The organism is Sphingobacterium paludis (assembly GCF_004364125.1).
In the GTDB taxonomy this organism is placed as follows: domain Bacteria; phylum Bacteroidota; class Bacteroidia; order Sphingobacteriales; family Sphingobacteriaceae; genus Sphingobacterium; species Sphingobacterium paludis.
Genome location: NZ_SNZV01000015.1, coordinates 36089 through 61653, shown reverse-complemented (window position 1 = coordinate 61653; position 25565 = coordinate 36089). Strand labels below are relative to the sequence as shown.

The 25565-nt window shown below is 47.1% G+C and carries 21 protein-coding genes; 8 read left to right on the top strand and 13 right to left on the bottom strand.

Annotation, left to right across the window (positions count from 1 at the left end):
* Window positions 1–704: 704 nt before the first annotated feature.
* The 5 genes from B0I21_RS19550 (at window position 705) to B0I21_RS19535 (ending at window position 3988) form a co-directional block, all read left to right on the top strand.
* Window positions 705–1670: a hypothetical protein gene (locus B0I21_RS19550; RefSeq protein ID WP_133642183.1), complete on the top strand. Its 966-nt coding sequence runs from the start codon at window positions 705–707 to the stop codon at window positions 1668–1670.
* Window positions 1654–2529, top strand: a complete 876-nt coding sequence (locus B0I21_RS19545) for a putative phage abortive infection protein (protein ID WP_166637915.1) — start codon at window positions 1654–1656, stop codon at window positions 2527–2529. Before B0I21_RS19550 ends, B0I21_RS19545 begins: the two co-directional genes overlap by 17 nt.
* A gap of 93 nt (window positions 2530–2622) precedes the next feature.
* Entirely contained in the window at window positions 2623–2835 is a 213-nt protein-coding gene (locus B0I21_RS19540; RefSeq protein ID WP_133642181.1) for a hypothetical protein, read from the top strand.
* 29 nt (window positions 2836–2864) lie between these two features.
* The gene (locus B0I21_RS20235; protein WP_166637914.1) at window positions 2865–3035 is read left to right on the top strand and encodes a hypothetical protein; all 171 of its coding nucleotides are present in this window, start codon (window positions 2865–2867) and stop codon (window positions 3033–3035) included.
* Window positions 3032–3988, top strand: coding sequence for an IS3 family transposase (locus B0I21_RS19535; RefSeq protein WP_133642180.1), 957 nt, complete (start codon window positions 3032–3034; stop codon window positions 3986–3988). The genes B0I21_RS20235 and B0I21_RS19535 overlap by 4 nt, the downstream gene beginning before the upstream one ends.
* Window positions 3989–4220: 232 nt before the next feature.
* Here the strand turns inward: B0I21_RS19535 and B0I21_RS20630 are convergent, their stop codons facing one another.
* Entirely contained in the window at window positions 4221–4460 is a 240-nt protein-coding gene (locus B0I21_RS20630) for a helix-turn-helix domain-containing protein (RefSeq protein ID WP_133642179.1), read from the bottom strand.
* Window positions 4461–4971: 511 nt separating this feature from the next.
* Between B0I21_RS20630 and B0I21_RS19525 the strand changes: the two genes are divergently transcribed.
* The 3 genes from B0I21_RS19525 to B0I21_RS19515 are packed head-to-tail and all read left to right on the top strand — an operon-like array spanning window position 4972 to window position 10714.
* A complete protein-coding gene (locus tag B0I21_RS19525) occupies window positions 4972–6123 on the top strand; it encodes a TlpA family protein disulfide reductase (protein ID WP_133642178.1) in 1152 nt (383 codons plus the stop codon).
* Window positions 6120–9326 carry a SusC/RagA family TonB-linked outer membrane protein gene (locus B0I21_RS19520; protein ID WP_133642177.1) on the top strand — a complete coding sequence of 1069 codons (3207 nt, stop codon included), beginning with the start codon at window positions 6120–6122 and terminating at the stop codon, window positions 9324–9326. The genes B0I21_RS19525 and B0I21_RS19520 overlap by 4 nt, the downstream gene beginning before the upstream one ends.
* Window positions 9326–10714 carry a RagB/SusD family nutrient uptake outer membrane protein gene (locus B0I21_RS19515; RefSeq protein ID WP_133642176.1) on the top strand — a complete coding sequence of 463 codons (1389 nt, stop codon included), beginning with the start codon at window positions 9326–9328 and terminating at the stop codon, window positions 10712–10714. Before B0I21_RS19520 ends, B0I21_RS19515 begins: the two co-directional genes overlap by 1 nt.
* A 40-nt stretch (window positions 10715–10754) precedes the next feature.
* Here B0I21_RS19515 and B0I21_RS19510 read toward each other — a convergent pair whose 3' ends face one another.
* The 12 genes from B0I21_RS19510 to B0I21_RS19455 form a co-directional block, all read right to left on the bottom strand.
* Window positions 10755–11075 (bottom strand): hypothetical protein, encoded by a 321-nt coding sequence (locus B0I21_RS19510; protein WP_133642175.1) that lies wholly within the window; start codon window positions 11073–11075, stop codon window positions 10755–10757.
* Window positions 11076–11262: 187 nt separating this feature from the next.
* Window positions 11263–11580 (bottom strand): MauE/DoxX family redox-associated membrane protein, encoded by a 318-nt coding sequence (locus B0I21_RS19505; protein ID WP_133642174.1) that lies wholly within the window; start codon window positions 11578–11580, stop codon window positions 11263–11265.
* 187 nt (window positions 11581–11767) lie between these two features.
* Window positions 11768–12772 carry a helix-turn-helix domain-containing protein gene (locus B0I21_RS19500; RefSeq protein WP_133642173.1) on the bottom strand — a complete coding sequence of 335 codons (1005 nt, stop codon included), beginning with the start codon at window positions 12770–12772 and terminating at the stop codon, window positions 11768–11770.
* An 803-nt stretch (window positions 12773–13575) separates the two neighbouring features.
* A complete protein-coding gene (locus B0I21_RS19495; protein ID WP_133642172.1) occupies window positions 13576–13728 on the bottom strand; it encodes a helix-turn-helix domain-containing protein in 153 nt (50 codons plus the stop codon).
* A 636-nt stretch (window positions 13729–14364) separates the two neighbouring features.
* The gene (locus B0I21_RS20230) at window positions 14365–14511 is read right to left on the bottom strand and encodes a hypothetical protein (RefSeq protein ID WP_166637912.1); all 147 of its coding nucleotides are present in this window, start codon (window positions 14509–14511) and stop codon (window positions 14365–14367) included.
* A gap of 432 nt (window positions 14512–14943) precedes the next feature.
* Window positions 14944–15942 (bottom strand): DUF4466 family protein, encoded by a 999-nt coding sequence (locus B0I21_RS19485; protein WP_133642170.1) that lies wholly within the window; start codon window positions 15940–15942, stop codon window positions 14944–14946.
* A gap of 27 nt (window positions 15943–15969) precedes the next feature.
* Window positions 15970–16380: a hypothetical protein gene (locus B0I21_RS19480; RefSeq protein WP_133642169.1), complete on the bottom strand. Its 411-nt coding sequence runs from the start codon at window positions 16378–16380 to the stop codon at window positions 15970–15972.
* A 34-nt stretch (window positions 16381–16414) separates the two neighbouring features.
* A complete protein-coding gene (locus B0I21_RS19475; RefSeq protein WP_133642168.1) occupies window positions 16415–18268 on the bottom strand; it encodes a RagB/SusD family nutrient uptake outer membrane protein in 1854 nt (617 codons plus the stop codon).
* An 11-nt stretch (window positions 18269–18279) separates the two neighbouring features.
* Entirely contained in the window at window positions 18280–21471 is a 3192-nt protein-coding gene (locus B0I21_RS19470) for a SusC/RagA family TonB-linked outer membrane protein (protein WP_243836303.1), read from the bottom strand.
* A gap of 60 nt (window positions 21472–21531) precedes the next feature.
* Window positions 21532–22890: an alpha-L-fucosidase gene (locus B0I21_RS19465; RefSeq protein ID WP_133642166.1), complete on the bottom strand. Its 1359-nt coding sequence runs from the start codon at window positions 22888–22890 to the stop codon at window positions 21532–21534.
* Between the two features lie 48 nt (window positions 22891–22938).
* The gene (locus tag B0I21_RS19460; RefSeq protein ID WP_133642165.1) at window positions 22939–24330 is read right to left on the bottom strand and encodes an alpha-L-fucosidase; all 1392 of its coding nucleotides are present in this window, start codon (window positions 24328–24330) and stop codon (window positions 22939–22941) included.
* A 7-nt stretch (window positions 24331–24337) separates the two neighbouring features.
* Window positions 24338–25555: a glycoside hydrolase family 88 protein gene (locus B0I21_RS19455; RefSeq protein ID WP_133642164.1), complete on the bottom strand. Its 1218-nt coding sequence runs from the start codon at window positions 25553–25555 to the stop codon at window positions 24338–24340.
* Between the last annotated feature and the right edge of the window lie 10 nt (window positions 25556–25565).

Genomic DNA, 25565 nt, shown 5'->3' with positions numbered 1-25565 from the left:
TGTTCTTGATGATTTTTTCTTGTGTTGTCATAACTCTAATCTATTTTTCAGTTGTTAATTTATTGCAACTGTCAGATTAAGTCTTGACTACTTCACTTTATCAGCGCTTTACAAGTTTCAAAAATCAATTACGCCACAGTTGACGCGCTGATTTGACCTTCTTTTTAGCTGCAAGTGCTTGATGGTACTAATTTATGGCTTCTTCTGAAATATCGTAATTAACCCTCGACATGGCAGAGATCTTTTTCAAACGAGTAATCTCTTCTAACTCTTTTTTACGTTTGATATTAGAGGTTTCCACACCTCCATAATGGCTTTTTCAATTGCATAAAGTTGCTTCACTTATCTCCACCAAATAATCCACTTGATCAGTTATTTTTTCTGTTCCTTGAATCTAGGCGTAGTTTTTATCAAGCAGATTTGATAGGATAGCTACAATTTAAATAAATAATTACAGTGGTGCAATTATTTGCTTAAAAAGCTATTATGATTTGTTGTTTTTGTTCTTACTCATAAAATGAACAAAGTAATTTCACCTAGACCATTGTTCATTAAAAGGTCACCCACTAGGAGCACGGTAGTCCAGACAATCGAATAACATTTTGAAATAGAATCAAAAAGCTAAATTTTAAATAGTACATGTCGGATTTGGCAATAAGAACGAAATTTACGATATTACTTGGCAAATTATTAACTTAAAATCTATGAGCAAAATTTCAATATCTGTGTACAAGATATCAATAAATCAAAAACGAGACAAGAGTGCTATAGAGGATTTAGATGATTACGCAAACGGGAATGATTTACTAGATTTGGTTAAATCATTACCTGCTCAGTTTCGCAAGCTAAATTCTAATAATCTCGTTTTAGATGATAAGGGAACGAGTAGAAGGACAATTATACCAAATGACAATTTCGATGTATCTGGTAGAATAGTTTCAGGCTATATCACATCGGGAGATTTCGGTTACGAAACACCTATTGCAAATCCTGTTGGCGAAATTGTCTACAATGTTCCAAAAGAAAATTCTCCAATGCGACCATTTTATTTTTTTATTCATATTCCAAAAAATGCTAAAAAAGGTTATCTTCTTATTCAGAGGTTTGAAAATTTCGGTGTTTACACGATCTTATCGCAAATGATTAGAAGAGTGTTCAATCTTCAGTTCTCGCAATATACTATTTCAATATCACCTGAAGGAGTTGACAACACGGAAGCCCTTAATTATTTGGAAAATGGTCGAATTAGTAAGGCGTCTTTTGGTTTTTCGCAACCCAACCACATAGCCTCTATCTTTACGAATAACAATCAAAATGACTCATTCGACTATAATGATGTAAAAGCGGATATAGTAATTACTGCGAAGAGAAATAGAGAGGTAGGTTTTAAAAATACAATTCTAAATTTGATAGGGCATGGAAAAGATGCTAGAGTAAAATTAACCAATCAGGATATTCCATATGACAAATTGAAAATTTATGTAAATCTGAACGGAGTTGAAAAAATGATTGATTTGTCCAAATGGGATACCTTTAGTCGAGATATAGATGTTACTGATGAATTGAAAAATAATCCTGAAACTGGATTACCGACAAAGGATTCTTTAAATAATAAGTGTCATGAAATTCTAAGTAAATTGTACGATGGTGAAAATGAAACGAACGATTAGTCTTTTAGCATGGCTTTTTATCGTGGGAGGTGTAATTTTTTCTGTAATCGTCCTGGTATCAATTTCAAATGATGATAAAATCAGCTTGGGATTCTTGGATTGGGAATATGCAAAAAAGATAAGTGATGTATTTGGTATCCTGGCGTTTCTTTTTACAGGTGCCGGTACCTTTGCTATTTTTCTAACACTAATTAAGCAACAAGAGCAATTTGATGAAGCTCAAAAGCAAATTTTAACGCAACAATTTGAAGTGACTTTTTTTAATATGTTGCAACAATTATTCACCATAAAGGATTCAATAAGAGGTGAAGTTGAAGGCAATAAGAAAGTAGGTCAAGAATATTTGAATCATATATTAAAAGAATTACGTCGAGATTATAGATCTCATTTGGAAAAGGCTTTGGATATTAAGGCTGTCTTAGATGAGATTAGTCACTGTACTATCCCGGTTTCGTCAAAATTATCGATGATAAAAGACGATCTTAATGATATCTATTTAACTACATATAATAATTATCACTCTCACTTAGGGCATTTTTTTAGATATTTCTACAATTTGGTAAAGTTTATTACAGACAATAGAGAAAATGACAAATTTAAAGATGCGGGTAAATATATTCAGCTTATTCAAGCGCAATTATCTAATGACGAACTTGGTTTGATTTTCTGTAATTCGCTAAGTGAGAAGGCACTTAACAGTAGTAAGGAAAATAAAGTTTTTTGTTGTCTTGAAGCATATTCCTTTTTAGAAAACATCGATGCGAAAAGCTTATTGCATCGATCACTGCACGTTTTGTATCCTAAAACACATTTTAAATTCGTAAATAATTCAGAAAAGAAAATGAGGAGTGAATTTTAGGAGCATATGTTTGGAACCTGTTCTACGACTAGCCAATGAAGCTGGCCAATGTGTCTTGTCCTGATATAGGTTTACGCCTAAATCGGATAAAAGATGGAAGAAAAAAGGTTTAAATCAAAGCAGCGGCCCAGTAGGTATTTCAGCACGCGACAGAAGCACGAAATCATAAAGGCATATCAAGAAGGTCATAAATCAAAGCAACAGATCTGGCAGGAATTTACTGGTGAGCCGGTAGAAAAGGGTCAAATATTGAAGTTTATGCGGCAACTTGGTTATATTGAGGAAGGGCCAAATAAAAAGCCCTAACTTTCTATATGGAAAACAGAAGTACTGACATGAAAACTCAAAAGAGCGATTCGGAAGCTGGTGAGGACGAAATGGAGATTGCCCGGCTTAAACGAGAATTGGAAGAGTCCAAAATCAGGGAAGAATACTATCTTACCATGATTGAGAAGGCGGAAAAGGAGCTACGGATCGATATAAGAAAAAAGTCAAATACCAAGTGATCCGAGAGATAAAAAGCAGATACGCACGAATCGGCCTAGCCCGTATCTGTAGAATACTTGGTACTACAAGACAGGCCTATTACCAGCATTGGTGGCATATGGAAACACTTAGTATAGAACATGGACTGTTGATCCGAGAAGTTCTGAATATAAGAAGAGACCATAGGTACATTGGCACCCGTAAGATTTATGAAATGCTGCAGCCATTCCTCCTAGAACACTGTATAAAAATTGGACGTGACGCCCTATTCGAACTATTATCTAATGAAGGGCTTTTGGTTAAGCGTTACAGGAGAAGAATTTCAACTACGAATTCCTTTCATATGTACCGCAAATTTCCGAACCTTATCAAGGGAATGGTGCCCTGTCGTCCGAATCAGTTGTGGGTGAGCGATATTACATATTGGAGAATAGACAAAGGCTTTCTATACATCAGTTTCATAACGGATGCGTACTCGCGCAAAATTGTCGGGTATAATGTCGCAGAAACCCTGCTGTCTCTAGAAACGGTAAAAGCGTTGAAAATGGCTCTCGAATCTACCGAACAAACGGAATATTTATACCATCACTCGGATAGGGGATTACAATATTGTAGCAATGAATACGTAAAGATATTGGAAGAAAATAGTATACAGATTAGCATGACTCAGACCAGTGACCCCAGGGATAATGCTATTGCCGAACGAGTTAACGGCATCATCAAAAATGAATATCTATGTAGTTACAATGTAAGTAATTTGGAAGAGGGCAAAGAAGTGCTCAATTTTGTGGTTATGCTTTACAACGAAGAGCGTCCCCATATGAGCCTAGGAAATCTGACCTCGTCCAAAATTCATACACAAAAATTAAAACCCGAGAAGTTGTGGCGGAATTATTATCAGAAAAACGGTAGTATTGTAAACGCATTTCAGGACAACGAAGAAGTTGTAAAGCAATATCAGGACAATGATTAAATAACATTAGAAATGTGTAAACCTATAATAGGACGAGTCAATGAAGCAAGCGGAAGTTGGGCAGTAGCCCTACTTTCTGCCCCTTTGCAATACAAATAGGGTTTCTAGTATCCTCCGGGGATACTATTGAGGTTTAATAACAGCCTTGAATGCGATATTGGTATATTGGGAAGTATACACGTCTCAACTTTTTGCCCAAATGGAGGTCTAAGAAGCTTTAATCCGGAGTAGCCTACATTTCAAATGAAAAATCATATTCTAACAAAGCTGAAGGATGTACTTCAAGTCCTCTCGCTAGCTCAATGATAGTAGACAGTTGAACATTAAACTTACCATTTTCGATCTTGGAGATATTACTATCGTCAAGATTACATTTCGACGCAACCACCCTTAAAGAGTACTTTTTTGAGTCTCTAATTGATCGGATATGGCTTCCAAAATCGGCTTTTATTTTATTGTAATCCCGTTCCATGATATCAAGGATGAAGATGCACAGATAAAAAACATTTTTTGCGGTTATATACTACCGCATTTATAATAATTTTACTATATTAGCGAAATGGAGTACTAATATTGATGCTTCGTATTTAATGTTACATCCAAGGCACTTGGAAATCGGCACTTGCGCTGAAAATGTAGGAACCTTTCTGAACAGCAAGATGCGAGAGTTCGGTGCCCATTTCATATCTTTGAAAAAAGATTTGATGGGCCCCTCTTGTATGTTGTTCAGCCTTCCTACAGGCTTCAGCGCATATTAAGAGGGATGCCCATCACCATTTTATGAGATGCACCTTCCCGCTTCATGTCGGTTTCAAGTCCATAACGTACCGATATGTATCTATCAAAAAAACAACTTTACAAAAACCTCATAAAATCCCCAGAATAACTTCTGCCACTATTTTCTATGCACCATTGATAGATCACAACGAACCCTTGCATAGAGAAACCTAACCCTTCGTTCATCTACTAAGACCTAAAAAATAATGCGAAAATCACGCACAGGGGAATGCTATGCTCTTTTGGCAAGCAGCGAAAACCCTTTATATAAAAATATACACATCACCAAATTCAGGACCCTACAAGCGTCAGCTTGGGTTCTTACAGCTATTTTTTGTTTGTTGTTTTCAGTTCTAGCGAGCGCCCAGAGTACCGCTCACCAAACCTCGGGAAATGGGCCGCTAGATAATAAAACGTTGTCTGTTGGCGACAGTGTTCCAGAGGAGCTATGGAATATGGCTTTGGAAGTTGTCAACCACCCATCGGGCAAGCAAACAATAAAACTCGGCGACTTCTCTAACAAAAAAATGATCATACTAGATTTCTGGGCGACATGGTGCGTGCCCTGCATACGATCATTGCACCATTTAGATAGCATCCAGCATGAATTAAAAAACGAGCTTCAAATAATCCCGGTAAGCGCGCAGAAAAAAAAGACCATCGTGCCCTTTTTATCCAATCGAAAGATCAGCTTGATTTCGGTAGTATCCGACTCACTTTTAATTCAATATTTCCCGCATCTCACCGTACCGCATCACGTCTGGATTGAAAACGGTGTAGTGACCGCCATAACGCATGACGCCTATTCATCGAGAGCTAATATTTCCTCCCGTCTTAAGGAACAGGCCGTTAAAACCCTTCCAAAGCATGAATCAACATTATCATACCTTGATAGCGTTCCTGGCAATGGGCTGAGACCCGCCTTGCTTTCGGGCAGCTTTTATCCAAGAATAGATAGGCTGGCTGGAAGTGTATCGCGGGGCAAAAGCTATATATATGCAGAGAATGCAACAGTTGAGCGGCTCTTAACCCTCGCTTTTTTGCACTCAAGCGGCCTCATCGGAACCAAGATTATTTGGGATATCGACACCGCCCTGCGCAAAAACCTTACGGGTGAGGAAATGGAGCTTACCGGTGAGGTGGACGCTGATCAAGCCGTAATGGAATGGCTGGAAAACTTTCAGTATTGCTACCTGCTCAAGCTCGCCGATCCTCCCCCACATAGATCCATGCTCAGTAAACTGATGCAGGATGATGTACGTCGCCTGATAGCCTACCGCTACGGACTTTCTGCGGAGATTATCCAAAGCGAAGAAGGCAAAAGACTTCGGGTATTTAAAGAGGAGGGGCAGCAATGAGGGCACTAGTAATTCTACTATCGCTGTTTTGGGCAGCAGACAGCTTCGGTCAGCGAAGCATCCTAGTGAGCATAAGCGCCATAGATGGCCATAGCGGAAAGGAAATCCCCGACGCATCGCTTATTAAGGTGCACGGCGGTGTTAGTGCGCGCATTGCCTTTGGAGAACCTGTCGAGATGATGCTTGGGGACAGCATACGAATAACCCACCTAAACTACAAAACAGGCAGGTGGATTGTCGATAGCTCATTTGAAAGTGGTAAAAAGGAGCTCCGTTTAGAGCCCCGCTCCAACATGCTTGAAGCCGTAGCCGTTTCCACGGGCTACCAAAACTTGGAAAAGCGCCGGATGACCGGAAGCGCGGTGACGGTAGATAGGGCTTCGCTAGAGAGAAACGTTGGCACCAATGTGATAGATCGCTTAGAGGGACTTGCGAGCGGACTTACATTCAACAGGGCAACGAGCAGCTCAGCGGAGTCACAGCACCGCCCGGAACTGCGCGTAAGGGGAATAAATACGATACACTCCTCTTCTAGCCCACTAATTATATTGGATGACTTCCCCTATGAGGGTGATCTATCTTCTATTGACCCATCATCTATAGAATCTGTGTCAGTGCTAAAAGACGCCTCGGCAGCAGCCATATGGGGGGCAAAGGCGGGAAATGGCGTCATCGTCATTAATACCCGACGGGGCGTTGCCGGAACACCCGTGCAACTCGAATTCAGCTCCAACCTATCGCTGCGCAACCGTCCGGACCTATTGTACTCCAGAAACTATCTCCAGAGCAGCGCGATTATGGAACTGGAAGAACAGCGATTTGCTAGTGGCGCCTATGTGGAGCGGGACTGGACTCCCCTGCCCGCCTTTGTCGAACTGCTGATCGACCGGCGTGATGGCAGGATCAGTGAAGAAACATTTGGCGAGGCGAAGGATCAAATGCTGCGAACCGATCTACGCAGGGAGGCCAGCGAGCACCTTTACCGCACAGGTTTACTTCAACAGTATGCGCTAAATATGAGCGGAGGATCGCATAATGTTGCCTATAACCTCAATATCGCCCATGATAGCGAGCGCTATCACGTTGTAGGCAACGACCGGCGGCGGCTGAAACTATCCTCGTCCAGCACCTTTCAGCTCTCTTCGAGACTGAAACTGCATACAGGTATCAATCTAGCAAGCGTTGGCGAGCATGACAACGGACGCACCATGTCCGGACTATCGCTGGGCACGCTTACCGTATCACCCTACACGCGCCTTGCCGGCGATCAGGGTAACAGCCTTCCTATGGTTTCCCTGTACCGGCTTGCCTATACGCGCCGGGCTGTCGAGAACGGATTATTTGACTGGGATTACCGGCCGCTGGAGGAAACCCGTCTGGCCAACAACCAAAATAGCGCATTTAATCTACGGGGAAACGCTGAACTAAGCTACAAGATAGCAAGAGGATTATCTGTGAAAGCGCAATATGGCTACCAGCGAGACCGTAACGACCGGGAATCGCTATTCTCTAGGGAGTCATTCTACGTGCGCGATATGGTAAACCGCTTTACGCAGGCAGATGGCTCAAGGATCGTACCTCATGGTGCCATTTTTGAAACCTCGGGCGCCACCTACACGGGCCGCTACGGCCGCGCACAGATCGATTACAATGGTAACTTTGCCGTCGATCACTCCCTATCGGCGCTAGCTGGAGCGGAGCGGCGCGAGGAAACCACGCTCTACCGACCCGCGCAACGGCTTTTCGACTACGACCCGCTCACGCGCTCGGGAAGAATGGACATGGATTACCTCAGCACTTTTCCCACCCGGCCGCGCCTATCTGCAAAGATACCGGCTACCGATGGAAATTACCGGCGTGTGGTGGACCGCTTCATATCTTATTATGCTACGGTCAACTATAGCTACCGAGATCGGTATACCTTCTCCGGGAGCCTGCGATGGGACGCATCAAACCTGTTTGGCATAAAAACTAATGATAAGGGCGTTCCACTCTGGTCGGCGGGCGCCTCTTGGGAAATTAGCAAAGAGGACTTTTTTACCAGCAAAAGGGTCGACTATCTTCGCTTGCGTGCCTCCTATGGAGCCAATGGTAACGTGAATAACCTAGTAAGCGTATATCCTGTTGTTATTTTCTCGCAAGACTACGAGACGGGCCTAAGAAGTGGAGCGCTACGTTCAACGGGCAATCCCGGACTACGATGGGAGACCATTAGAAATCTGAGTCTTGGCGCTGACTTTAGGCTCAAGGGAAATTATCTGCAGGGCAGCATCGAATGGTACCGTAAAGCGGCCAGCGATCTGATCGGGTACGACATCATCGATCCAACCACAGGCGTATTTGAGACCAGTGGGAGGTTTGAGATCGATAACCGGATAAACTACGGAAACATGCTTACTAGCGGAGTGGACATCGAACTTCGAAGCCAGTTTTCTACCGGGTCGGTAAAGTGGAACATCGGCTATTTGCTGAATTACACGGCCAATCGGATCACTAGATATAATGTGCTGAAATCCTCCACCATTCAGAACTATTTTACTATTGGGATGGCGCCTCCGAAGGAAGGTCGTACCGCTGACGCGATATATGGCTTGCCGTGGCATGGCCTTGATCCACTTACGGGCGATCCGCAAGTGATGATCGATGGTCAGATGAGCAAGCAGTATGCCCAGTACCTTAATGCCCTTTCGGTAGAGGATCTGATCTTTCAGGGATCTTCGGTACCGCTGCTAACCAGCTCGCTTTTTCCCAGCGTGTCCTGGCGGGGAATCGATCTGACCTTCAATATACTCTATAGCGGCAAGTTTTATTTTAGAAGAAGCGGGATAAACTACAATACACTTTTGAGCGGAGGTACCGGCCACGTTGATTATTATGACCGGTGGATGCAGCCCGGAGATCAGGAGCATACCGATGTACCCAGTATGCCTGCATCGACCAACCTGTCGCGCGACCGGGTGTATGTGAATAGCGAGACCCTGCTAGAAAGAGGCGATCATATCAGGTTAAAGGACATCACCCTCGCTTACGAACTTGCGCGTATATGGAACGCAAAAGGCATCCGTGGGGCACGGTTCTTTGTAAACATGAACAATGTGGGCATATTATGGCGGGCCAACAGCTACGGGATTGATCCACAAGTGCCCAATGCCACCTACCCTGCCCCGCGAATAATGAGTATCGGACTTAAATTAAAACTTTAATGAAAACAAAATTAACCAATCACGTTACGATCATATTGGTTTTCTCACTCTTGCAGGCCTGTAACGATGCAGACTTCCTGGAAGAAAAAAGGGATAGCAATCAGGTGATCCCCCAGACTCTGGAAGATTACAGGGCGCTTATGTACAACAGCCAGCGCATCAATCAGGAGTCGGCGCTGCTGCTCGCTCAGGTTGGCACCGATGAGTACAGTATCAGTGATGTTCGCTGGAATAACATGAGCCAGGTCTATGAGAAAAACGGATCCATCTGGGCGAGCGACATCTTCGAGGGTACGGAAAGTCTGGACTGGAACTTTGGGTATAGGAAAGTGCTATACTGCAATGTGGTGTTAGAAGGAATATCCCGTCTGGAGAGTCAGGGGGCAGAATCTTCCCAAGCAGCTGGTGAACTCAAGGGGACAGCGCTATTTCACCGGGCGCTCGCCTTTTACGAGCTTGCTCAGCTGTTTTGCGACACCTATACAGAAGCTTCCGCAGAATCTACGGCGGGCATCCCGCTAAGGCTAGAATCCGACATAAATATGGTAAGCAGTAGAGCGAGCGTGCGGCAGACCTACGAGCAGATCACTGCTGACCTTTCGCTTGCTGAAAGCTACCTACCTGTTAGCCAAGCGATAAAAGAGCATCCCACCAAAAGGGCCGCTCTTGCCCTTCTAGCAAGAGTCTACTTGCAAATGGGAAAATTTGAGCAGGCACTTGCTGCCGCAGAGCGCGTGCTGCAGCAGGGTGATGATCCGCTGGATTTCAGCAATCTTGAAATCTCTCCAAACTTTATGTTTGATTATCGGGGAGCAAACAATCCAGATGTTATCTTTTACAACGCGCACGGGCAGCTATCGATAGAAAGTCCGTCCAACACATCGGTTAATCCCGAGCGATATGCGGAGTATGAAGATGGGGACCTTCGAAAGCAGGCGTTCTTTCTGTTACGCGAGGACGGCAGCATAGAATACCGGGGCTCGTACACTGGTGGCGTGCGCTCTTTCACGGGCCTAACTATCGGGGAAACTTTATTGATTGCAGCAGAGGCTAGCAGCAGGACAGGACAGTTTTCCAGAACTAGAAGTTACCTTAGCGTCCTGCTGGAAGCAAGGTATATCCCGCAGGCAATGCCTCAGCTCGATACCCTAAGCGAAGAAGATCTGCTTCTCTGCATCACGCAGCAGCGGAAGAAGGAACTTTTCAAACGTGGAATATACTGGTCGGATTTAAAACGGTTGAACCGAGATGGAACATGGCGCATCACGTTACGTCGCGTTATCGGTAGCCTGGAATATACCATACCACCGAACGATCCCCGTTATGTCTATCCTATACCCGAGCAGGTTATACGCATAAGCGGGATAGCGCAGAATAATAGGGAGTAAAAAGAAGCCCCTGTAACCATTTCGCTACAGGGGCTAAAGTTTAGTTGGATCGGTAACTTTCACCAGTTACCTCCAGCTTACCATCATTCTGCATTTGCAGGGCATCGTTCACTGTAGCTGGAAATTCTTCCCCCTGGGGAATATCCAACCGGATAGCGCAATGATCTCCCGAGACTGCTGGACAGGAAGATGGTGCATTGGGGTTCGGTGTCGTGTTGATGGTCTGGCCATCTGTTCCTACCGAGTACCAGTTTTCAACCAGTTTATCGCTGCTTGTCGAAAATGACATCAGCCCGAAGCTGGAAATTGCTATGGCGACCGCTGCGATCGGCAATAGCTTTGCTAATTCTACTTTTTTCATGATTTTGATTTTTAACGTTTAACGTATATATGTTTATCGCGCTGTGAGGTCAGCGCAGAACCCGTGTAGGGATCACCCCCGGTAATCACTCCACGATGCATATGTTTATGTAAATAGTATCCAAGCACGCTTATTGCAAGAAAAAAAATATTGAACCAGAAATGCCAGAACCAACCCAATTGGGAAATCAGCGTGCCGCAGGAGCACGGAACGCCATCCTTTGAAAGCAGTAGGGCATTCCAATATAGTTTGTGAATATCGCCAGAGTTATTGCCGAGGCAAGAAAGCCTTGCCTGGTGTAGCGTGGAACGATCAGTAGGACAACTATGATCAGTTCAACGGCAGGCAGAAGATAGGTAAGCACATTTGCGAGCGCTGTGGAGAAAGGCTGCTTATGTAATCCATCTACAAAAAAACTAAAATTAAGTATCTTGTCTATCGCTGCGGGTATCCAAAGCAGGAGCAATAAAAAAGCAAGAGCGACGATTATAGTTTCTGTCTTCATAATCTTGAGATTTGAATGTCCATCCATCTTATAAAACCAAAAGTACGTCCGCTTATAGAAGTTCTGGGGGGCAGCTTTGGCCTTCGCAGGGGGGCATTTAAGGATTAATTTCGCCTTCGTATCCGCAGAAGGAAAGATGTAGCGCTATGCCACTTGCGTCTTTGGTAATACGCGAAGATCTACCAAGCTATGATCCGGAAAGATCGTTACGGAACTGCTGTGGAGACTTTCCGCTAATCTTGAAAAATGTGCGCCTGAATGATCTTACATCATTGAAACTAAACTGAAGGCTCACCTTCCATATGGGAACGCCCGAGCGGATCATATTTTGTGAAAGGCCGATCAGATAGCTAACTGCATACTGCCGGATTGACTTTCCAAAACGAGCCTTAAAAAGGCGGTTTAGACTTTGCATGGTATAAGGCAGTACATCGGTCAGCACATTAGTGCAGAATTTAGCGCCAGTTTTTCTCACCTCCATCTCCAGTAAATCTTTGGCAATATCTGTATAATAGATGTAGTCCTTTTGCGCGCCGTACTGTATATCGACCTTTCTTTTGGATAGCTTTACGATTTCCTTTAGCTGCTCCAATATCGAAATCTGATGATCTAGGCTACCTTGCTTTAGACTTTGGCAGAGTTCACGGATGTAAAGCGATGAGATTGGTCCGAGTGCAAAGTCCAAACTTGCTCTGGCCAGTGGGCCATCCGCTTTATAAGCTTGCAGCAGCGGTTGTAGAAAGTCAAAATCTTTATCCGCGCCATCATCGAACACGCCAATATCAAAATAAAACACGAACAGGCGCGTCTTTCCGGCCGGGAGATGCAATAAATAATCGCCTGCTGGCGCATATAGATAGGCAGCCCTGCGGGAGTTAACGCTTACAATCTGCGCGCTGGAAACATCGCTCAAACCAATAGCGCTTTCAGCTTGTAACACGTATAGCGCGTAAATTTCCTTTCGAGATACGTGCATCTGGAGCCGCATGGCCGAGGTCGATAGAATTTCATAGTAGTGCAGGTAAGCAAGTCTTCCTTTGAATTCCTGTTCAACGCAGCTCACGCTCGCATTCTTTCGATACCGCAGGACACCTTGCTTGAATCGAAACTTTGGAAACCAAGACTTGCCCGGCATATTTTCCGCCGCCGGACCAAACGCTTGATCAAATGCTATGTGTAGACTTTTTCGCAAAATGTTTCTCTAGAATTTCTCCATGGACTGATGTGATTGCTTTAGCGTTGCTTCATATAAGTAAGGCAAGTTTATAACTGATCGCTTTACTATCGATGCCCTTCAGTCTAAAGCTCTGCAGCATTGCGATTTGCCCACGCAGGATATTTTCGCTATAAACGGGCGGACGACCGCCCCCGCCTCGCTGAAAAACCGGTGCATTCCAGAGGTTTGATCCGACTATAGCAAAGCTAGTGATAAGACAGCTTGAGCTGACTGACACTTTTGGTAATTCTTACTGTCATTTTTAATCATTTTTTAGGGATGATCCTTCCAACCTTTTGTTTGCTTTTAGGTACTAGCAATAAAATTCTTAAAGGAGAACGACAGGATTAATTGAGCGTTGATGGAATGGAAAAGAATTTAGATGAGTTTAGATACTCTTTTTTTTAATCAGCTTCGACGCTGATTAGAGAGAGTATTTCTTAGTGTTACAATAGCAATTAAACCAAGGCACTCATGGTGCCATAGCGCGTCTTAAGCTTTAAAATAAGTATTAAAGATGCTCCAACATAGCGATGCATCATTCTCACAGTTAACATTGCGTTTGATCGCTCTTGACCTATTGGACAGACGTGCGATACTCAGCTAGCAGATCATTTCACCGGCGAAACACGGCCTCATGCAACACCGATTGTTAAACCATATGGCAGGGGTCGGCTTGGGCCGCTTAGTATTGACTCATAAATATTCGCAGCCTCAAGATTGTTTACAGGTGCAATCCACGATAAAATTTACAGGTCATTTAAAAAAAACTAAACATGTTACGAATTCTTCGCTACATCAGAAGAAAGTAAATCATCGACGCCTACCCCGAAATACGCCGACATGTTAACCAAGAGTTCAAACGGTGGTTCGGCCTGTCCATATTCATACTTGGAATATCGCGCACGCGTGATCCCCAGCGCTTTTGCCAAACCCTGTTGGGATTACCCTTTTCTTGCCCTCAGATATTTTACGTTATCAACCCAATACAACGTTGTCCTAAAAATGGAAAGCAATATTACTAATAGATTTAGTATTTCAAATTAGATTTGTAAAAATATGACAAAGGAGGTAATGATGGATAGAGCAATAGTACATATGGACATGGACACGTTTTTTGTGTCCTGCGAACGCTTAAAAAACAGCAAACTGAACGGTGGCAGGACACACCTTACCGTCCGCAAATATCTAAATATCAATAAAATAAAAAAATATCTAAAGAACCGCTCACCTGTTTATTCTCATTTACTTTGATAGATGATTGATCAAATTTAATGAAGTCCATAAATAAAAAGAAGGATTTTAATGAATTTTAGATAATCACATTATATCTGAAAAACGACCGATTGTTGATACTAATAGTAAAATAGTGGCCAATACAAAAGGGAAATAAGAGGTTCGCGGGAGCGTATCTGAATAAATGCTTCGTTTGTGAGGCCCTTCAATGTTTTTCGATGTGTTTAACGGGCATCAATTCCATTTCTCTGTTCTGAACTTTTAATACTTTCATTTCGGTGTTCTACCGGCCAATTCAAAAGACATAAAAAAGGTTGTTCAAACTTCTTTGCTTAATCAACCCCAAGCCACCAATTGTACTTCCGATCCAGATACGCCTTCAGTCCTTTTTGGACGATCGCTTCCCACAGCTTTTTGCGTTTCCCTTCTGAGAGCCTCGGATGCAACCCTTCATACCCAATCTTCGCGGTAATGTTCATATCCGCCACATCCAAAAAGTGGGAAGGTTCCGATCGGTATAGTTGGAAATTGCGATCGGCTCCTGTTTTGCACGTTCTAGATAACGCACTTCATCTGTCACCCGCCAGGCGTAAGACAGGTAAAATATCCTCAAGAGAGCCTCCCTAGGCTGCCAGAAGAGGCGGATGCCTACTATCAAACGTTCTCTACAAGAGGCTCTCAGAATACTTTCTCACACTCTTTCAATATTGCGGCATGCACGACCGAACGATAAAGGTCACCTTGGAAGCCCCCACGGAATTTTGCAAGCTACTGATCGTAAAGGATCAATCGCGGGTGCTCCCGCCGCTTTACGGTACGCTACTGCGCCTAGAGCTCCGTAAAGAGCACCAGGCATAAGCCCTGGAGTAAAAAAAAACGAACAATACACGTATTTTCATAGCCACAAAGGATTACATCCTGTAGCGTTTGATACTTAGCACCACACTTTTGCCTGCATCATTTACCGAATTTAGATAAACAAAGGCTCTATACTTGCGATCAGCAGTCTCCACCCAGACACCAGACTGTGCTTTCATATTTATAGCGTAATTCGGTGCTGCCTGCAGATCAATATTTATGAAATCTTCCTCATCCAGATACACAAATGTATTGTTACCCGTCACGTTCGGCTCAAGCTGTATGTCACGTATGTTCCAAGCCTTGAAGATCTTTGCATCCCGGCCGACACCCGTAGGCAGGGTTAGCCCTGGCCGGTAGATCGCATCGGTGGCCGGAGCAATCAGCGCATGGGCAAATGTGATGCCTGGAATGGTCCTATGTAGGTAAACCAGGTCTATCGCATCGGGGCGGGAGGCCGCTTCCGCAGCGGTGTAGGCCTTCATATCCTCGATTGAGATAAAGCTCCGCTGTCCATCGGCAACACCGATGTTCAGAGCCCGCTCCATGCGGCGAATCTTGTATGGACCCATGTTGTAGGATACTGTCTGCCCATTGCTGCTGGTTGCCGAAAAGACGAAAGAGACCTCTTTATCCACGGACTCGAGAGAAGGCCGGTAGTAGAACCTTAGGGTGGCCGCATTAGTATCTACGCTGAAATTGACCTTGGTCCTCAACCCTTCGTTTGTGGATGGATCCGTGACAATTACCCCTATATCCTGGCCATTGTCATTCGTATGGTAGGAGCGATGGTCTATGTAGGTTTCCCCAGCCCCGGCGATCGATGCCTCCACCTGCGCAGAGACAAGCTTTCCCTCACCTTTCTGGATCGCAATGGCATACATAAATTCAATATCCACGCCCAGCATATTCGGGCCGTTTGACTTCTTTATACAGTCATTCTGTAATCCGCTCTCGGGCAAGGGCACCTGATATTCTTCCTCCTTACATCCAACTATGAACACAATCGCAAGTGCCAATACCACAGATCTATAAGATAATATACTAAACATAATTACTGATCGTTAAAAATTAAAATATTAAGGTGTCGGTTGCTGTACGGTAAGGTTTACCGTATAGGTTTTACGAATTTTCCGATCTCCAGAAATAACGGTCCACTGCAGGGGCGAGGAGAGGTTGGAAAAATTGACGAAACCGGTGATCTTAGGCTCCAACTTCGCATCGGTCACCAGCGAAAACTGCGGATAAAGGCGGCTTATATCGGTGCCGAAATGCACTTCGACATCTATGGTCTGTGCCACGGTATCCACCACGGCAACCTTCGTCCTGACGGTCTGGAAATCTGAGCCCAGGATCTCGAAGCTCCCTACGTAGGCGCTGGTGCGTGTTGTGATCAATAGCCCATCCTCATCTATCGGGTATTCCTTACTGCATTGCGAAAGGAAGATCGATGCCAGGATGAGCAGGAAGGTATATGCATATTTTTTCATGACTGTTAATGTTAAGGTTATCATAATGTTCTCTCTATAAAAATGGCCAGTTTTGCGTCAGCTTGGGGTTACGGTCACGCTCGGACTCCGGGATACGCAAGATATAACACTGCTGGTAGACGCGCTCGCTCGCATTCTGGAAATAGGTGGTCACACTGTTCCCCCAGCTGTTGGTCGTCGTGCGTCCCGGCCCGTAGGGCTGCCCCCAGAACGCCTCGATCTTACGCCAGCGCCGGATATCGAAAAAACGGTGCCCTTCACCGATGAGCTCAATAATCCGCTCCTGCTCGATGGCATCGAAGAAGCTCGAGCTGCTGGCATATTTTTCCGGCTTAAGTGCTGGCAGGTTTCCGCGTGCGCGGATCTTGTTTACCAGATCCACCGCATCGGCTTGCGGCCCAAAGGCCTCATTGGATGCTTCGGCATACATCAGGTAAACATCGGCTAGCCGGATCACCGGCCAGGTGTAGTTACCCTCTTCACGCCCTTGCCCAGGGTAGTTGCGCACAAATTTGCGGAACAGCAAACCTGAATTTGTGCCAGAGTTGTAGCGGATGGTGGTAAACTGTTGTCCGCCGATATTCACCACCCCCCCCTGGTTTTGGTACACCATCGGAAAGAAACGGGTAGATTGCAGCGCGGTCATACCCTGCATTACCTCGTACTCCCATAAGATCGTGGCCTTCATCCGGTAATCGCGATTGGCGTAGCTCTGTGGGTTGAGTGCGGAATTGACCCTTGTGCGCGCATCAGGCACATTATTCGGATTGAGGCGCTCCATCGCTGGCAGGAAGTCCCCGGTGATGGTCGACTGGTAACGGTCGGCAATCCAATAGGATGGAGAGATGTTGACCTCCGAGTTTTCGGTATCCCTGTTCCCAAAATCACGCATCATCTTTTCACTGAGCCCCGAGCCTATTCCCCCATGGGTAAAGCCGATCAGGTTCTCATTAGCATTGTTGGCACTTGGCAGAAACAAGTAATAATAGTTTGGAAGCTTATCGGCCTTCCCCAAAGCATCTGTTTCCCCTGGGGCACCATTACGGAACAGGGCAAGCCCAAACTCGGAAATGACCCTCTTGAAATCTACCGCTGCCGCACGGAATGCCTCATCGGCCTTCGCGCTGCTGGGCTCAAAGGTATCTAGCTCTGGCCAACCATGCTTATTCCAGCTGCCCCAGAACAGATTGACCTTTCCACGCAGCGCCAGGGCGGCAGGACGGCTCATACGGTCGGGCTGCACCGCAGCAACAGGAAGCTTCTCGATGGCATAGTCTAGGTCAGCCAAGATCCGGTTCTTTACCTCTTCAATGGGCGTACGGGCAATCTCAGCGACCTGTGCATTATCGGTAATAGTTTCATCAAGGTAGGGGACATCTCCCCACATGCTGATAAGCCTGAAATACACCAGTGCCCTCATCATCCTGGCCTCGGCAATGATTATCTCCAGGTTTTCCACCGATCCGGGATAGCGCGGCAACATCTGGTTAACATTATCAATAACGTAATTCGCCCTGTTTACCCCTCCGAACAGGAACCGGTACATGTTATCAAATGCTGAGCCATAGCCGTGAGGATTGTAATGGCCATTGGTATTTCCGGTATAATAGGCCAGCCCGGCGGTAAAAGTCCCCGAGGAGAGGCTGCTTATCGATCTGGTACGTACATACTCGCCCATACCGTCATAAAAATAGTCTTTGTTGAAAAGCGGCTTGATATTGGCATACATACCCATCAGACCGCTAGTGGCGTCGGCCTCGTTCTGCCAAAACACCTTGGCGTCCAGCTCGGTGGTTGCCTGCTGGTCCAGGAGATCCTTCACGCAGGAGGCGAAGAACACCGGTGCAGCGATAAAAAAGCAAACAGCCACTCTATATAGATTTTTCATATCCATCATTGTTAAAGGTTAATATTCAAACCCAGTGAAAACGCTTTCACCAAGGGATAGACATCGTTCATGCTGCCTGTTGATTCGGGATCCAGTCCACGGTACGAGGTAAACGTATGCAAGTTTTCCGCCGAGAAGAAGATCCTGAAGCTGTTGAGTTTTGCTCGGCTCAGCAGGGCTGAGGGAACATTGTATCCCACCTGTACATTGCGGATACGCAGGTAGCTCAGGTTGTCCAGCCAGAAGCTCGTGGTGCTCACATTAGATCCCGCACCGTTCAGGCGCGGCCATTCACCATCCCTATTCTCCACACTCCAGGGCTTCTCCCAATGGTCCCAAGAGGCGGCATAGCGGGGACCGATGTCCAGCACATTGTACTGGGTCAGCCAGAAATCCTTCCTACCGGCGGCACCCTGCAGCTGGAGGTTCAGATCAAAGCCCTTGTAGCTGAAACTCGAGTTGAGCGCAAAATTGGTATGCGGCATGCTGCGCTGCGTATTGGGGTAGGCCTTCTGGTCATTTCCATCGATACGTCCGTCGCCGTTGAGATCCAGGCGGATAAGATCGCCCGGCGCGATATCCTGCGGGGTGGCGTTGTACACATCCTGCCAGTCTTTGGCGATACCTATATCTTCGTAACTGTACAGGAAGCCATAGGGCATATCAATGAAGGTCTGCCCACGCAGAAGCTGCTGCCCCCAATTTTCCAATCTATTGCGGTTGTAGGAGGCATTGAGATTCAGCCTGTATGAAAAATCGCCCTTCTTATCGGTCCAGGTCAGATTTCCCTCGATCCCCCTGTTGCGCATCTGGCCGATATTATGGCGCGGTGCCCTGTACATACCAGAGATGTGCATGGAGATATCGAAATTCTCGGCCATACCCTTGGTCACGCGGTCATAATAGTCGAACTCTGCAGACAGCCTGTTGCTGAGTACCACGAAGTCCAGCCCGATGTTCATCACATTGGTCTTCTCCCAGCTGAAAGCGCGGTTTATCAGACGGTCATTGCCAAAGCCCCTATATATGGTCGCAGATCCTGTGGTATTCAACAGGTAATTGTACTGGGTGAGGACTTCGCGCTGTTCGTACAGGTTAGTGACGATATTATTGTTCCCCAAGCTTCCATAGCTCCCACGGAGCTTTCCGCTTTCGATCCCGATATCCTTAAGCACCTTCAGGAAGCTCTCCTCGGTAAATCGCCAACCGACAGATGCCGAAGGAAAGAAGCCCCACTGATGCCCTGGATAAAATTTTGAAGATCCATCATACCTGAAATTTGCTTCCAAAAGATATTTCTGAAAGGCGCTGTAGTTCAAGCGTCCTATGTACGAGCGTAGGCCTTCCTTCGATGAGCTGCCCGTAGCAACCTGCGTGGTCGGCAGCGCCGCATTCAACTCCTCGAGCGAGGGGTGCAGGCGGTCCAAGCGCGAGCCGAACTGATTGCGCGTATGCCAGAACTCCTCACTGTAGACGCCCAAAATGGTCATCTCATGGTCGGTCGTGATCTTCTTGTTGTAGCTCACACGTGCGCTGGCCATGGTCTTGTAATTGCTGGAGGTGGTATTCTCCACTCCGGCATTATCAAGCACATAATAGCGTCCGGTCATCCTATTTTGTTGAAAATTGTATGCTTGGTTGGGGATGTCTGCCTTTACGGTAAACTGGTCTCCATAATTCAGGGAGTAGTCAATGCTACCCTTTAATCCTTCGATAGGCTCCCAGTTCACGAAAAAAACCCCATTGAACTGCTTTTGGTTTCTCTTTGAAATCTCGTTGTTATAAACGGACAGCGGATTGAAAACCTGTATATCTTCGCCGTATGCCATTGCCCCGCCATAGTATCCCGTCACCGGATCGTAGGGCGTGATGCCCGGAACGGCAAAGCGAAGGTCATATCCGCCAGTACCGCGGCTGCCACCGGTGAAACCAGCGTCGATGGGGAATCTGTAGTCGGACCAGTCACCATTGATCTTGGCACCCACGTTGATATTCTTACGGATCTTATAGTCGTAGTTCACGCGCGCATTGTAACGCTTGAAATCGTTGCCTACCTGCAGTCCGCGTTCATCGAGCACACCAGCCGAGATATAGAAATTCGAAACATCGTTGCCCCCATTTGCCGAAATATTGTAATTCTGCTGTACCCCATCCCTGATGACAAGGTCGAACCAGTCTGTATTCGGGTAATTGAGGGGGTCGATCATGCCCAGAGCCATCCACTCCTCGATGGTACCATAGCGGTACCTGGCGTTGGCGTACGAGTTTCGCATGGACTCGCCGTTGCGGAACACCATCAGCGAGCGGGGATAATCGGCCATAAACCCGATCGCATTTGTGGGCTTCTGGGTGGCCAGGCTCATATTGAACGTCAGCGTCGGCTTTTTCCCGGCGCCGGATTTCGTGGTGATCAGGATAACGCCATTCGAAGCGCGCGATCCGTAGACCGACGAGGAGGCTGCATCTTTGAGCACCGATACGCTTTCGATGTCCTGCATGTTCAACCTGTTGATGTTCACATCGGGCATGCCATCCACCACGATCAATGGACCACTGTCCCCATTGACCGTCCCCAGCCCGCGAACAAGCAGCCGCGAGTTGTTGTTCCCCGCCATCCCGCTGGACTGGTTGACGGCAAGTCCGGGAAGAAGTCCGTTCAAGGCGGTGGAAACGTTGGAGATCGCCCTGCTGTTGATCTTCTCATCAAAGGTCACGCTGGCCACGGCCCCGGTCAGGTTGACCTTCTTTTGCGTGCCGTAGCCCACCACGACGACCTCGTCGATGGCCGATACGTCCGGACGCAGGGTAACGTTCAGCACGGTCTGCCCATCGCTAAAAGGCTGTCCGAGATCCAGAAAGCCGATATAGGTAAAATCCAGCGTACCTGTTTTCTGGGGTACATTTATGACAAAATTTCCATCGACATCACTTACCGTTGTTACGTTGCCCCCCCGAAGGCGTATGCCCACACCGGCAAGTACAGTGCCCGCCTCATCAACGACCCTACCCTGGATACGGGTAGTCTGCTGATAGGGCAGATAGGTACGCGCTGTGACCGATCGATCATCGGTCTTGCCGGGCACATCGATCTCGATGCCTGCTGCGGCAGTGTGGCTTTCATGGGCGATTAGGCCGATACTATGGAAAACAAACCACGAACCAGCACCCAACCTTCCTAGCCAGAGCTTCGTTGTTGTATACATCATATGTTTATTGAATTGGTTTATAATGGATTATTCTTCTATTTGCCCCCGTGGGCTATTCTATTCTTTTTCGGATGCCTTATACAGCCCTATCTCAGCAAGCTGGACAGGCTGTAGTGCCTGATTGATCGTTACCCTGATCTTGCGGGTCTTGGTAAGGGGTACTTTCAACAGGCGCTTGTAACCGATCGTAGTGAACTGCGCAAGCTCCTCCCATGTGCTACCGTCCCAATATTCGATAAGACCCTGGGCGCTGTGCTGCCCTTGGGCAATATTCTCCTGCAGAAGGATCCGATCAAAGGAAACCTCCTTTTTTAGGTCCGTCTCCAGGGCCTTGCCCTGGCTCAGCTCGAGGTAACTATCCAAACGCCTATCGCTCAGGGCACGGTCGACTTTGCCACTGGCCAGATCTGTCTTAAAGGTCTCATCAAGTATGGCCCGAAAAGCGTAGAGGTTCTCCACATCCTTCAGGGCGAAGTTCCCCTGCTTGTTGGGCGGTATGTTGAGCAGCAGCAGGCTATTGCGGCCCACCGAGCTGTAGTAAAGATCTACCAGATTTTTCGGAGAGCGCACCATATCATCTTCCTCGCTATGGTAAAACCAACCGGGGCGGATCGAAACATCCGTTTCCGTGGGGATCCAGAGGCTGCCTTCGGGGTCTCCGACATTCAGGTATGCCGGCGACATCTTGCCCGGCGCATCCTCGGGCCTGATGTTTATGGTTGACCACATCGTATCCCCGGCTACCCCTTTTTCATTGCCCACCCAGCGGACATCGGGACCTACGTCCGAAAATATCACCGCTGCGGGCTGCAGCTCACGCACCAGCGCCCAGTAAGCCTGAAAATCGTACTCCATATCCACCGCTTTCTTATCCTTGGCACCATCGAACCACACCTCGGCGATTTCGCCGTAGTTGGTCAATAGCTCCCTAAGCTGGCTTTTGTAAAAGGAGTTGTAGGCAGGGGTACCATAGCTGGGATGGTTCTGATCCCAGGGAGATAGATAGAATCCAAATTGTATACCATGCTTGCGGCATGCCTGCTCGATCTCCCTTACAATATCTCCCTGTCCATTTTTCCATGGGCTTTTTTTGACCGAATGGTCGGTGTAGGCCGTCGGCCAGAGGCAAAATCCATCGTGATGTTTTGCCGTAATGATTGCCATCTTGAATCCCGTCTCCTTCAGGATCCTGATCATCTTATCGGCATCGAAATCCACAGGATTGAAAATCGAGGGATCCTCGGTCCCGTCGCCCCATTCCTTCCCGGTATAGGTGTTGACCGTGAAATGTATAAAAGCGGTAGTCTCCAATTTCTGCCAATCCAGCTGCACTTTGTTGGGGACAGGAAGCTCCTGCGCCGCGGCTCCAAAGCCCAGGCTGCATAAAAGCAATGTTTTTGTTAGGTATCTTCTCATAGGTATGTTTTTCATATTGGTTAGCGCTCGTCACAACGTCCTATCCATCTAGGGCGCCAGAGTGAGCTTAAAGGCCCAGGCATGCACGCAGGGAGCCGTAGCAGGATTGATCGCCGGGGGGGTGATCCGCAACTGGCCCTTGCCCACCTTAAAACGTACCGGGATATCCGTACCTAGCATCTGCACTTTCTTCACACGCTTGCCCAACCCTGGTACGCTGATCTCCCCTTGGGGCCATTTCGTACAGATAACATAGATGTCACCGCCTTTTTTGGTGAAGTATATACCTCGGTCCTGCTGCTTGGGGCGTTCGTGCCAGGCAGTGGTCCCATAGATAGCCTCACCATTGACGGCCAGCCACTGACCTATTGCCAGCAAACGCTCCTGCATCACCACCGGTATCAAACCATCAGCATCCGGGCCGACGTTCAGCAGCAAATTGCCCCCACCGCTGACCTTCTCGATCAACAGATCGATCAACTGCTTGCCCGAAAAATAATGGGCTGTCGTCTCGAACTTATTGTAGCCATAGGAGGTACCGATCCCGCGGCTCTCTTCCCAAGGGTGCTCGATGCTGCCGCTGGTCAGCGTATCGCCTATAAGATCGTACTCCGTGGTATAATACCCGCCATGCTTACTGCGGGTCTCTTTACCCCATCTGTCGTTGATAACAATGGTGTTTTTGACCGAGGATTCATTGTACAGCCACTGCAGGAAAGTCGTACTCTTAAGCTGCTCGCTGGTATAGTCCCACTCTCCGTCGGCAAAGAATACTTCCGGACGGTAGCGCTCCACGAGGTCTTTCATCTGCGGGATCATATGGCCGCTCGCCCAAGCATCCATATCTCCTGCGCTGTAAAGTGGATTGGTCCACTCCAGCAGCGAATAGTAAAGTCCAAAGCGCAGCCCCGTGTTGCGGACAGCGGCCGATAGATCGCCAATTATATCCCTTTTTGGTCCCAGGTCCTTGCTGTTCCAGCCATTGCTCTGCGCACTCGGCCACAGACAGAACCCGTCATGGTGCTTGGAGGTAAGCACGACATATCCCGCACCTGAACTTTTGAAAAGGTCGGCCCATTTCTCAGGCTCGAAGGACTGCGCGCGGAACATAAGTGCAAAGTTGGCATAGCTTGCCCCTTCGCCATAGCGCTGTGTATGGTACGCGGTAAAAAGCTTATTTTTTTCCATTAGACGCATCAGGTAGTGCTCAGCATATTTCTCATAAACACCATCAACCTCATCTACCGGAGCGTAGGCGGGCACCGAATAAAGGCCCCAATGCACAAAAATGCCGAACTTGGCCTCTGACCACCACGCTGGTATAGGCCTAGCGTCCAGCGACCCCCAGTTCCTTTCGAACTGCTGGGCAGCACATCGGGAGGCACTCATGATGAAAACCAGCAGGGCCAGCAGTCCCAAATATTTGATCTTTATTCCCATGACAACCTTAATTTGATGCGTGATAATAGTTTTTGTATCGCAGCAGCGCCTCGACATAGTAATAATCTGCGTAGCTCAATGGCACGTCCACCTCACTGTTGTGAGGTATGGAACCGACGCTATGCATCAACAGAAAGCCCCCATTGGTGCCCTGCTTTGCGGTATAGCGATCGGTAGACAGGTTATACAGGATCCTTTCAGCTGTTTCCCTATAATATCGGGAGAGCTTGCCCTTGACCATCGTTGACATCTCCAGCAGCGCCGAGGCGGTTAATGAGGCGGTCGAGACATCGCGGTAGTCTACATATTGGGCATACTTGCTATCGTCAGGTAGATCCGGCGCATCATAATCCCAATAGGCGATCAGGTCTTTTGGCATATTGGGGTGCTTGAGCATGTAGCTGGCGATTTTTTTGGCAAATGTCAGGTACTTCCTATCGCCGGTGTCCCTGTACATCATCGTGTATCCGTACAGGCCCCATGCCTGCCCGCGGGCCCAGGCAGACTCATCAAAGGCTCCTTGATTTGTTTTTTTCTTTATGACCTTTCCGGTTTTGGGATCATAGTCCACCACATGGTAACAGCTATAATCCTTACGGTAGTGGTTCAACATGGTGGTGTTGGCGTGGATAACCGAAATATCGGCAAAGTGTCTATCACCGCTTAACCGCGAGGCGCTATTGAGAAACTCGAGGTTCATCATATTATCGATGATCACCGGGAAGTTATCGAAGTCCCAAGAACGTATCGCCTTGGTTATGGGGCTGTAGCGTGTGGCCAGCGACTCGGCTCCTTTCAGCAGGATCTCCCTGTAAGCTGCGGTATCGCCCGTGATGCGCATGGCATTTCCAAAGCTGCAGTACAACATAAAGCCCAGGTCATGGGTGGTGGTATTATACTTCTCCTTCTCCAGCAGCCTCAGTTTTTCCCTGGCCAAGTGAAGGAGCGACTCCTCACCGGAATATTCGTATAGATACAGAAGGGTGCCGGGGTAAAAACCCGATGTCCACCAGCCCGACTCGGAATCAAAATTTTTTCCCTTATCGTAAGTCTTTGGCAACATCCCCTCGGCAGAGCGCTCGGCAAGCACCTTGATCTGCTGCACGGCATGCTGCAAACTTGCATCTGCCTGCTGCAGGGTAAATTTCTCCTGCCCCTTTAGCGGACTGAACGCGTAGATGGCCGTTAGTAAAAAACAGAGGGTTATAAGATGTACTTTGTTCATGGTTTCTTCA

Coding starts and splice junctions, on each gene's coding strand:
- B0I21_RS19485 (WP_133642170.1), bottom strand. CDS start 15,942: ATGTTTAGTATATTATCTTATAGATCTGTGGTATTGGCACTTGCGATT.
- B0I21_RS19455 (WP_133642164.1), bottom strand. CDS start 25,555: ATGAACAAAGTACATCTTATAACCCTCTGTTTTTTACTAACGGCCATC.
- B0I21_RS19540 (WP_133642181.1), top strand. CDS start 2,623: ATGGAAGAAAAAAGGTTTAAATCAAAGCAGCGGCCCAGTAGGTATTTC.
- B0I21_RS19465 (WP_133642166.1), bottom strand. CDS start 22,890: ATGAGAAGATACCTAACAAAAACATTGCTTTTATGCAGCCTGGGCTTT.
- B0I21_RS19460 (WP_133642165.1), bottom strand. CDS start 24,330: ATGGGAATAAAGATCAAATATTTGGGACTGCTGGCCCTGCTGGTTTTC.
- B0I21_RS19515 (WP_133642176.1), top strand. CDS start 9,326: ATGAAAACAAAATTAACCAATCACGTTACGATCATATTGGTTTTCTCA.
- B0I21_RS19470 (WP_243836303.1), bottom strand. CDS start 21,471: ATGTATACAACAACGAAGCTCTGGCTAGGAAGGTTGGGTGCTGGTTCG.
- B0I21_RS19550 (WP_133642183.1), top strand. CDS start 705: ATGAGCAAAATTTCAATATCTGTGTACAAGATATCAATAAATCAAAAA.
- B0I21_RS20235 (WP_166637914.1), top strand. CDS start 2,865: ATGAAAACTCAAAAGAGCGATTCGGAAGCTGGTGAGGACGAAATGGAG.
- B0I21_RS19475 (WP_133642168.1), bottom strand. CDS start 18,268: ATGAAAAATCTATATAGAGTGGCTGTTTGCTTTTTTATCGCTGCACCG.
- B0I21_RS20630 (WP_133642179.1), bottom strand. CDS start 4,460: ATGGAACGGGATTACAATAAAATAAAAGCCGATTTTGGAAGCCATATC.
- B0I21_RS19480 (WP_133642169.1), bottom strand. CDS start 16,380: ATGAAAAAATATGCATATACCTTCCTGCTCATCCTGGCATCGATCTTC.
- B0I21_RS19505 (WP_133642174.1), bottom strand. CDS start 11,580: ATGAAGACAGAAACTATAATCGTCGCTCTTGCTTTTTTATTGCTCCTG.
- B0I21_RS19545 (WP_166637915.1), top strand. CDS start 1,654: ATGAAACGAACGATTAGTCTTTTAGCATGGCTTTTTATCGTGGGAGGT.
- B0I21_RS19525 (WP_133642178.1), top strand. CDS start 4,972: ATGCGAAAATCACGCACAGGGGAATGCTATGCTCTTTTGGCAAGCAGC.
- B0I21_RS19510 (WP_133642175.1), bottom strand. CDS start 11,075: ATGAAAAAAGTAGAATTAGCAAAGCTATTGCCGATCGCAGCGGTCGCC.
- B0I21_RS20230 (WP_166637912.1), bottom strand. CDS start 14,511: ATGAACATTACCGCGAAGATTGGGTATGAAGGGTTGCATCCGAGGCTC.
- B0I21_RS19520 (WP_133642177.1), top strand. CDS start 6,120: ATGAGGGCACTAGTAATTCTACTATCGCTGTTTTGGGCAGCAGACAGC.